Here is a 6,928-nt window from a genome sequence, read left to right on the forward strand (position 1 = left end):
AAATTGAACGAAAAAGAGGAGGCGGAAGTAATGGAAAACATTAAAATGCTGGATCCGGACGAAGCAGAGCAAGTATTGAAATTGCCGAATTCCTATTTTGACCGCGGGTATAAGAAGGGGAAAGAGGAAGGAATTGAAATAGGAGTAGAGAAGGGGAGAGAAGAAGAAAGAGAAGAAGAAAGAGAAGAAGGAAAAAAAGGTTAAGAAGATTTATTGTTAACTTGCTAAAAAATCAAGTGGATGTGAAGGTCATCGCCCAAGCATCCGGCTTGAGTGAAGATGAGATCATGAAAATCAGTAGGCAGATAGAAAGGGAAAAGTCTTGAACCCGAGTTATGACGAAGCAGAGCAAGTATTAGAGCTGCCGAATCCCTATTTTGACCGCGGCATAAGAAGGGGGAGAGAAGAAAAAAGAAAAGAATTTTTTGCAAACGATACCAATTGCCATCAAAATGTTACAGAGGGTATGGAGCTTCAATTAATCGAAGAAAAAAACCGGCCTGACCCAGACGGAAGTGGAAAAAATAAAACAGCAACTGGAGCATTCATAAGATGGAAGTCAGGCTCCCTGGTGTGGATGGAAAAGAAATTGTTTTAGACTTGCCGAATTATTATTATGACCTCGGGTATAAAAAGGAATTTAAAGAAGTATTTGAAAAAGGAGTATAAGGAAGGGCAGAAAGGCATTCTTACAAACCATTGTGACCGGGATGCTCAAGAATGGCGTGGAGCCACAATTGATTGTTGACATGAACGAGCTCAGCCACACAGAAGTAGAAAAAAATAAAACAGCGATTGGAACATGCATAAGATGGAAGTCAGGTATCCGTTAAAAACGGGCTGTTTCTTGCGGGGTGCAGTCCGTTACCTTGCCATGACCGGAGCTTAAGTCCCTCGCACTTTTTCAAATCCGGGCACGCGCTTATAAGCAGTCCTTTAAACAAAGAAAATTCCATTGCTGTTTGGAGCTCATTAAAATCGCCGTAAATGGATTGAATTTTTTCGCGAGATATATTATACTATCTGTAACCGGTTACACAGAAAGGTGAGGCATTTGGCAACGATCAGAGATGTGGCAAGTGAAGCGGGTGTGTCGGTGGCAACGGTATCCCGCGTACTGAACGGAAAGGGATATGTCAATGAAAATACCCGGAAGGCAGTCGAGGCTGCCATCCGAAAATTAGCGTACAAACCAAACGAAGTGGCCCGTTCACTTTATCACCATCAATCGAAGCTGATCGGCCTTGTTGTCCCGGATATTACAAACCCTTTTTTCCCCGAGATTGCCAGGGGTGTGGAAGATTTTTTCCAGGAAGAAGGGTACCATGTTATGATTGGTAATAGTGATGAAAGCCGTGAAAAGGAAGTGAATTATATAGAAGCCTTTTCACAGCATAATGTGATGGGGATTATCAGTACATCAAGCGATGACATCTCACAGTGGGCCGGTTTGGACATTCCTGTTGTATTGCTGGACCGAGTTCAGGATGACTTTCCTTCCGTTTGCGCGGATCAGGAAGCTGGGGGGAAATTGGCTGCGCAAATTTTGCTCGAACGGGGAAGCCATAATATCACACTGATGAGAGGGCCGCATCATTTGCGCACCGCCCAGGAAAGGTTTTTGGCGGCGTTAACTGAACTTGGCCGGTCCAGTGCAAGGTTTCAAGTATTGAATACCGCGTTTTCGTATCATCATGCTCTGGAAACAGCAAAGCAGCTGTTTGACTGTTACCCGGATACAGATGGGATCATTGCAGCCAATGATATGGTGGCTACTGCTGTATTGCGGGAGGCATTGGCAAGAGGGAAAAAAATTCCCGATGAACTGCAAATCATCGGCTTTGATGATATTCCCATCAGCCAGCTTGTATATCCTGCGCTTTCTACCATTCATCAGCCGGCTTATGAGATGGGAATGGAAGCTGCCAAACTTTTGCTGGAATGCATGCATCAACAGACAAATTTGAAAAAGAAGATCAAACTCCCGATTGCATTTAAAGACAGGGAAACAACAAGAAAGGAAGGCGGATAGAAATGGTGCAAATTACAGTGGTCGGAAGCATCTCAATGGATCTCGTCGTGACAGCTGACAGAAGGCCACAGGCAGGAGAAACCATTTTAGGGCACTCATTTAAGACGGTGCCGGGCGGAAAGGGAGCAAATCAGGCCGTTGCTGCGGCAAGGCTTGGGGCAAAGGTAAACATGGTTGGCTGTGTTGGGGATGATGTGTATGGCCCGGCCTTAATTGAAAATTTGCGTCAAAATCATGTCTCTACACAATATGTGGAACCGGTTACACATTGCAGTTCCGGTACCGCGCATATTACGTTGGCGGAAGGGGACAACAGTATTATTTTTATCAAGGGAGCAAACGATTTTGTTACACCGGATTATGTGGAAAAGGCAAAAGAAGCATTTGAAGGCTCTTCTATTGTCTTAATCCAGCAAGAAATCCCATATGAAACGGTTGAATATGTCGCGAAACTTTGTGAAAAAAAACAGATTCCGCTCTTGTTAAACCCTGCACCGGCACGAAAAATTTCCCCAGCCATTCTTGAAAAAACAGCATACTTGACGCCAAATGAGCATGAGTGCAATTTCCTTTTCAACGGGATAGACAGGTCCGAAGCATTAAAACGGCATCCAAACCAGTTAATCATTACAGAAGGGAAAAACGGGGCAAGATTTTATGACGGAAGAGAAGAGATTGTCGTACCAAGTTTTCCAGTTGAAACAGTGGATACCACTGGAGCCGGTGATACTTTTAATGCCGCATTTGCAGTAGCCGTTGCAGAAGGGAAAGAAATAAAAGAAGCGCTCCTGTTTGCAAACCGTGCTGCCTCGTTGTCGGTGACAAAATTCGGGGCACAAGGCGGCATGCCCACCCGCGAAGAAGTAGACGGGAGGAAAAGATGATGAAAAAGCACGGAATGTTGAACAGCTCGATTACAAAAGTCTTGGCGGACCTGGGACATACAGATTGGCTTGTGATTGCCGATGCCGGACTGCCGGTTCCTAAAGGCGTTCCGAAAATTGACCTTGCATTAACTCCGGGAACCCCTTCGTTTAAAAGTGTGGTCAAGGCTGTCTGTGATGACATGGTGATAGAAAAAGTCATTGCGGCAGAAGAAGTGAAAGACGGAAACCCGGACCAGCTGGCGTTTTTAAATGAACAGTTTCCGAATTTGATAGCATTCGTTCCACATGAGGATTTTAAAAAAATGATAGAAAAAGCAAAAGCGGTGATCCGTACCGGGGAAATGACGGCTTATTCAAATTGTATTTTACAGGCGGGTGTTTTTTTCTAAGCATGCGACAAAGTAAGGGATGCCAAAAATAAAGGGAGGGAACCCGATGCAAATTGAAATGCATGACATCTATAAATCTTTTGGTGCCAATAAGGTGCTTGAAGGTGTAAATTTTTCGCTGTTGCCCGGCGAGGTCCATGCATTAATGGGGGAAAATGGTGCTGGAAAATCAACTTTAATGAATATTTTAACTGGCCTCCATCAAAAAGATAAAGGCAAAATTATTATTGATGGCAAAGAAACACTTTTTCAAAATCCAAAAGAGGCGGAACAGGCCGGCATTGCATTCATTCATCAGGAATTAAATATTTGGCCGGAAATGACTGTCCTTGAAAATTTATTTATCGGAAGAGAAATAACACGTCCCTTTGGCGTTTTAAAAACGAAGGAAATGAAAGCGCTAGCAAAGGGTGTGTTCGATCGTTTAAACATTTCCTTGCCATTTGACCGGCTGGCCGGTGCCTGTTCGGTGGGGGAACAACAAATGATTGAAATTGCGAAAGCCTTGCTTACAGATGCTGAAGTCATGATTATGGATGAACCAACGGCTGCTTTAACCGACCGTGAGATTCAATCTTTATTCTCTGTCATCGAATCACTGAAAAAGAATCATGTTTCGATCGTCTATATTTCTCACAGAATGGATGAAATTTTTCAAATCAGCGACAGAATTACAGTGATGCGGGATGGTAAAACAGTCGATACAAAACGGACGAAAGATACCGGTTATCAGGAAGTCGTTAAAAAAATGGTGGGCCGTGATTTAGAAGAACAATTTCCACAAAGAACAGCCCGTCAAGGAAATACGATTTTAGAAGTCCGCCATTTTTCCAGCCGGCAAAAATTCAAGGATATCCATTTTTCGGTCCGGTCCGGGGAAATCCTTGGAGTTGCAGGGTTAATGGGGGCAGGCAGAACAGAGATTATGCGCGCATTGTTTGGCATTGATCCCTACGATGCCGGCGAAATTTTTATTGAAGGGAAAAAGGTCCGGATCAAAAATCCAAGTGATGCGGTACAAAAAGGCATTGCTTTTATCACAGAAAACCGGAAAGATGAGGGGCTGATTCTTGACTTTACCATTCGCGACAATATTGCGCTGTCAAACTTGGAAAGCTTTGCTCCAAATGGCGTGATAAAAGCGGCTGACGAAAAATCATTTGTTGACATGATGATTCAGAGGCTGCAAATTAAAACCTCCTCTTCAGAAACAGTTGCCGGAGATCTATCGGGTGGTAACCAACAAAAGGTGGTTCTTGCAAAGTGGGTTGGAACAGCTCCAAAAGTATTGATTCTTGATGAACCGACAAGAGGAATTGATGTAGGCGCAAAACGTGAAATCTACTATTTGATGAATGAATTAACGGAAAGGGGTATGGCCATCATCATGATTTCCTCTGAATTACCGGAAATCCTTGGGATGAGTGACCGGGTTCTTGTTATTCATGAAGGAGAAATTGCCGGCGAATTGGACAAAGCGGAAGCTACACAAGAGAATATCATGTTCTTAGCGACGGGAGGAAAAAAACATGGAACAAGCAACTAAAAGAAGCACGGTTGTTCTGCAAAAACTCGGTCCATTACTTGCTTTTATCTTGTTATTTATTGTTGTTGCCATTTTAAATCCTTCATTTATTGCTCCTTTGAATTTGCTCAACTTATTGCGGCAAGTATCGATTAACGGATTGATTGCATTTGGCATGACTTTTGTGATATTAACCGGCGGAATCGATTTATCTGTTGGTTCAACGCTGGCATTATCCAGTGCCCTCATGGCAGGAATGATTGTTGCAGGTCTGAATCCCCTTCTAGCAATCGTTCTTTCAGCCTTGATCGGTGCGCTGTTGGGCGCTGTGAACGGTTTGTTTATTACAAAAGGAAAAGTCGCCCCGTTTATTGCAACATTGGCTACCATGACGATATACCGCGGTTTGACAATGGTATATACAAACGGAAATCCAATTACCGGACTTGGTGACAACTTCGCATTCCAGCTGTTTGGCCGCGGCTATTTCTTAGGCATTCCGGTCCCGGCCATTACGATGGTCATCACATTTTTCATTTTATGGTTTATTTTGCACAAAACTTCTTTTGGTAGAAAAACATATGCAGTGGGCGGAAATGAAAAAGCTGCTCTTGTTTCCGGGATTAAAGTGGACCGGGTAAAGTGGTTAATCTACAGTCTGGCAGGGTTATTGGCAGCACTTGCCGGGTCCATTTTAACTTCGCGTCTCAATTCGGCCCAGCCGACAGCAGGCACTTCTTATGAAATGGATGCGATTGCAGCGGTTGTCTTAGGCGGGACAAGTCTGTCAGGCGGCAAAGGAAGAATTTTCGGCACACTGGTCGGCGCACTTATTATTGGTACATTAAACAATGGATTAAACATTCTGGGAGTCTCTTCTTTTTATCAACAGGTCGTAAAAGGGGTCGTCATTTTAATTGCTGTCTTAATTGACCGGAAAAAATCGTAAAGCGGGGTGCAGATGATGAAAAAGATGATGAAAATGATGACTGTATGTTTGCTTATATTGTCTTTAGCTGCTTGTTCCATGGAACCGCCATCATGGGCAAAACCGGGCCATCATAAAGAATTAAAGGATATGAAAATCGGCTTAAGTGTTTCTACCTTGGATAATCCTTTCTTTGTTTCATTGAAAAACGGTGTGCTCCAGGAAGCAAAGAAAAAGGGAATGAAAGTGATTACGGCAGATGCCCAAAATGATTCCGCTAAGCAAATTAATGATATAGAAGATCTTATCCAGCAAGGTGTAGATATTTTACTTATCAATCCGGTAGACTCTGCGGCTGTCTCATCCGCAGTTGAAAGCGCGAATCACATCGGCATTCCGGTGATTACGCTTGACCGGTCTGCAGATAAGGGGAAAGTGGAAATTTTAGTTGCTTCAGATAATGTGAAAGGCGGAAAGATGGCAGCAAACTATATCATAAGCAAGGTTGGGAAAGATGCAAAAGTTGCAGAGTTGCAGGGAACACCCGGTGCATCTGCTTCACGTGAACGGGGACAGGGATTTGACTCCATTGCAGATAAAGAATTAAATATTGTTACGAAACAAACAGCTAATTTTGACCGTACGCAGGGCATGAACGTAATGGAAAATATTTTGCAAGGGCACAAAGACATCCAGGCTGTTTTTGCCCAAAATGATGAAATGGCTTTAGGGGCCATCCAAGCGATTAAAAGTTCAGGAAAAAATATAATTGTGGTGGGATTTGACGGAACGGATGATGGATTAAAAGCTGTTAAACAAGGGCAGTTGAGTGCGACAGTCGCCCAACAGCCTGTACTAATCGGAAAAGAAGCCGTTCAGGCTGCGTCCAAAATATTAAAAGGGAAAAAAGTCAAAAGCCGTATTGCTGTGCCGTTAAAATTGGTAAAGGAAAAATAAGTTTGTCCTGCTGAACGGACTGGATCTCCTTGCGTATCTGGTTCGTTCAGCAGGATTATTTAACGGCTTTCCGAAAGAAGTCTCCCATCCTCAAGGAATGTGAAGGTGCGAATCGCACCAATGAGTAGGTGGAAGATGAATTTCGGTTGGCTTTAGCCAAAGTTATTTTTCCAATCCTTTTCTCAACAATTCTAAGATTGCGGCTGTTCT

The 6,928-nt window shown here is 43.4% G+C and carries 7 protein-coding genes and 1 pseudogene; all 8 read left to right on the forward strand.

Annotation, left to right across the window (positions count from 1 at the left end; translation table 11 throughout):
• Positions 1-326 (forward strand): annotated as a pseudogene (locus NFR98_RS15275) (DUF4351 domain-containing protein); the annotation flags it as partial.
• On the forward strand, positions 323-598 hold the full coding sequence (locus NFR98_RS15280) for a hypothetical protein (RefSeq protein WP_195854863.1): 276 nt from the start codon (positions 323-325) through the stop codon (positions 596-598). The pseudogene NFR98_RS15275 and the gene NFR98_RS15280, both read left to right, overlap by 4 nt.
• Before the next feature lie 456 nt (positions 599-1,054).
• On the forward strand, positions 1,055-2,032 hold the full coding sequence (locus tag NFR98_RS15285) for a LacI family DNA-binding transcriptional regulator (protein WP_071452128.1): 978 nt from the start codon (positions 1,055-1,057) through the stop codon (positions 2,030-2,032).
• A 2-nt stretch (positions 2,033-2,034) separates the two neighbouring features.
• Positions 2,035-2,916: a ribokinase gene (gene rbsK, locus NFR98_RS15290; RefSeq protein WP_014097051.1), complete on the forward strand. Its 882-nt coding sequence runs from the start codon at positions 2,035-2,037 to the stop codon at positions 2,914-2,916.
• Positions 2,916-3,308: a D-ribose pyranase gene (gene rbsD / locus NFR98_RS15295; protein ID WP_035183437.1), complete on the forward strand. Its 393-nt coding sequence runs from the start codon at positions 2,916-2,918 to the stop codon at positions 3,306-3,308. The genes rbsK and rbsD overlap by 1 nt, the downstream gene beginning before the upstream one ends.
• A gap of 46 nt (positions 3,309-3,354) precedes the next feature.
• Complete coding sequence (locus tag NFR98_RS15300) at positions 3,355-4,854, forward strand: sugar ABC transporter ATP-binding protein (RefSeq protein ID WP_014097053.1); 1,500 nt, start codon at positions 3,355-3,357, stop codon at positions 4,852-4,854.
• A complete protein-coding gene (locus NFR98_RS15305; RefSeq protein WP_026684459.1) occupies positions 4,838-5,782 on the forward strand; it encodes an ABC transporter permease subunit in 945 nt (314 codons plus the stop codon). Before NFR98_RS15300 ends, NFR98_RS15305 begins: the two co-directional genes overlap by 17 nt.
• Positions 5,783-5,797: 15 nt before the next feature.
• Complete coding sequence (gene rbsB, locus NFR98_RS15310; RefSeq protein WP_071452433.1) at positions 5,798-6,718, forward strand: ribose ABC transporter substrate-binding protein RbsB; 921 nt, start codon at positions 5,798-5,800, stop codon at positions 6,716-6,718.
• Positions 6,719-6,928: the final 210 nt, after the last annotated feature.

It is taken from the genome of Weizmannia agrestimuris (assembly GCF_943193165.1).
GTDB lineage: Bacteria > Bacillota > Bacilli > Bacillales > Bacillaceae_C > Weizmannia > Weizmannia faecalis.

Coding starts and splice junctions, on each gene's coding strand:
- NFR98_RS15305 (WP_026684459.1), top strand. CDS start 4,838: ATGGAACAAGCAACTAAAAGAAGCACGGTTGTTCTGCAAAAACTCGGT.
- rbsK (WP_014097051.1), top strand. CDS start 2,035: ATGGTGCAAATTACAGTGGTCGGAAGCATCTCAATGGATCTCGTCGTG.
- rbsB (WP_071452433.1), top strand. CDS start 5,798: ATGAAAAAGATGATGAAAATGATGACTGTATGTTTGCTTATATTGTCT.
- NFR98_RS15300 (WP_014097053.1), top strand. CDS start 3,355: ATGCAAATTGAAATGCATGACATCTATAAATCTTTTGGTGCCAATAAG.
- rbsD (WP_035183437.1), top strand. CDS start 2,916: ATGAAAAAGCACGGAATGTTGAACAGCTCGATTACAAAAGTCTTGGCG.